The organism is Streptomyces sp. NPDC048290, assembly GCF_040652095.1.
In the GTDB taxonomy this organism is placed as follows: Bacteria; Actinomycetota; Actinomycetes; order Streptomycetales; family Streptomycetaceae; genus Streptomyces.
On record NZ_JBEZLM010000061.1, the window covers coordinates 1 to 1,964 of the forward strand.

A 1,964-nucleotide genomic window follows, 5' to 3' on the forward strand; every position below is an offset into this window, starting at 1 on the left:
GTGGGCAGACCGGTCAGGGGCGCCTGGAAGTACACCTGATTCGATCCCTTGAGGTCGTCCACCGCGGTCCGGACCAGGTCCGTGATCTTGATCGGTGTCTTCAGGGTCTGCGTGGTGACCGGCTGGCGCGGCTCGAACTTCCCGGGCGCTTCCGAGGTGGTCAGATCGTCGGAGATCGCCACCCGGACCGTGTTGGTGAGCACCTGGAGCGACTCGGGGACGATGGTGGACTGGGTGGGCTGGGTGCCGCGGCCCGGGGTCTGCTGGGCGCCCGGCGGGGTCACGACGGGCTGTCCGGGGACCGGGGTCCCGGTCCGCGCGAGGACCTGGGCGGACGGCGCCTGTCGGCCCAGAGTGAAGTCGTAGCGTGCCCGGCGGACCTTGGTGACGGTGATGTCATAGGTGAGGGGCACGTCGAAGGCATGGGTGCCGACCGACGTCTGACCCCCCAGCGCGGTCGAGGTGGTGACTTCGCTCGCGGCCCCCATGGACCGGGTCTTCTTGTTGCCGAACACCACATTGGCGGTTCCGGCGACGGGGAGCAACCTCACCCGGCCGGTGCCGCCGACGGTGATCGAGGTGGCGCTGTTGCGCCGGGAGTTGGCCGCGCTGACGGACTTCACACCGGAGCCGATCGCACGGTGGTCGAGCAGGCCCTTGTGCTGTACCGCGTCCTGGTCGCGGACCGCCCGGACCGTCACCTCGTAGTCGAAGGTGTTGGTCGGGGTCAGGGACTGGAAGGTGACGGTGACCCCGGCGCCCAGGTCGTCCAGCTTTCCGGCCAGACTGACGAGCGACAGTTTGTCCATCTCGGCCTGGTTGGCCAGGAGCTTGGCCAGGGTGTCGGCGCTCGGCTCGGTGCCGAGGTCCGCCGGCTGCGGCAGGAAGTCCTTCTTGTCGGCCCGGTTGCGCAGGAACTCACTGATCTGATTCTGGATCATGTCATTGCGCACCCCGTCCTGGGCCATGGGGTGCAGCACGTCGTACGGCCCCATCGGACCCTTGTCGTTGGTGTACGGCGGCAGATACTGGCGGGGGGCGTCGGTGAACCGCTCGGCGGGCAGGTCCAGGGGCAGGGACAGACCCAGTTCGGCCGCCTCACCGGCCGGCATCCACACATACTCGGTGAACTCCTGGTCGGTGGGCACGGAGTAGCCCGCGCTCACGAAGGAGAGCGTCCCCTTCATCTTGACCAGCACCATCGCGCCGTCCCCGGTGATCTGGACGCTGCGGGTGCCCTGATCGGAGACGGACGAGTCGTACGTGGTCGTCCGGGTGACACCGAAGTTCGTCTCCGCACCCGCGTCCACAGCCCCCGAGAGACCGGCGATGTAGCCCACGCTGATGTCGCCGCCGAGGCCCACCGAGGTCGCCGAGTCCCGGTTGGAGCCGCCCTGGGCGTCCCGGGTCCTGCTGTACGAGGCCGCCGCGGAGTGGGCGCCGATCGCCTCCGCGGACGTGTAGGCGGCGCTCATCCACAGCAGGGTGTTCTTGCCCTTGTCGCCCTTGAGCACCTTGGGCACCAGGACCGGGCCGTGCAGCGCCGACGGCATGGCGTCCAGCAGTTGGTCCTCGTCCAGGATGCGGGTCAGGTCGGAGCGGCCGGCCGTGCCCGGCTTGACCGCGTCCCCGAGATCCTTCGCGATGGTGGAGACCGGGTCGTCCTGGCCGGTGAACAGGATACGGCGGTGGATGAGGCTGGCGGGGAGCTTGATGTCGGATGTGCTGATGTCGACCTGCCGGGACTCCGGGGAGTAGCGCAGTCCGATCAGCTCGCCGGGCAGTTTGACGTTGACCTCGCCCCGCACGGGGTCGATGGGCCCGGTCACCGGGGCGTCGTTCTCGGTCAGGGTGATCCGGTAGGTGACCCCGACCGTCGACTCCTCCGCGTCCCCGGCCTTGAACGTGGCCGCGTCGGACTGCGTGGCGGTGACAGCGGAGGAGGTGACCGGCTTGGCCCCCGT

Annotated in this window: 1 protein-coding gene; it reads right to left on the bottom strand. The window is 69.2% G+C overall.

Annotation, left to right across the window (positions count from 1 at the left end; all coding sequences use genetic code 11):
• The coding region (locus tag AB0D49_RS41710) for a hypothetical protein (RefSeq protein WP_362769505.1) at positions 1 to 1,964 on the bottom strand (1,964 nt) is incomplete at both ends.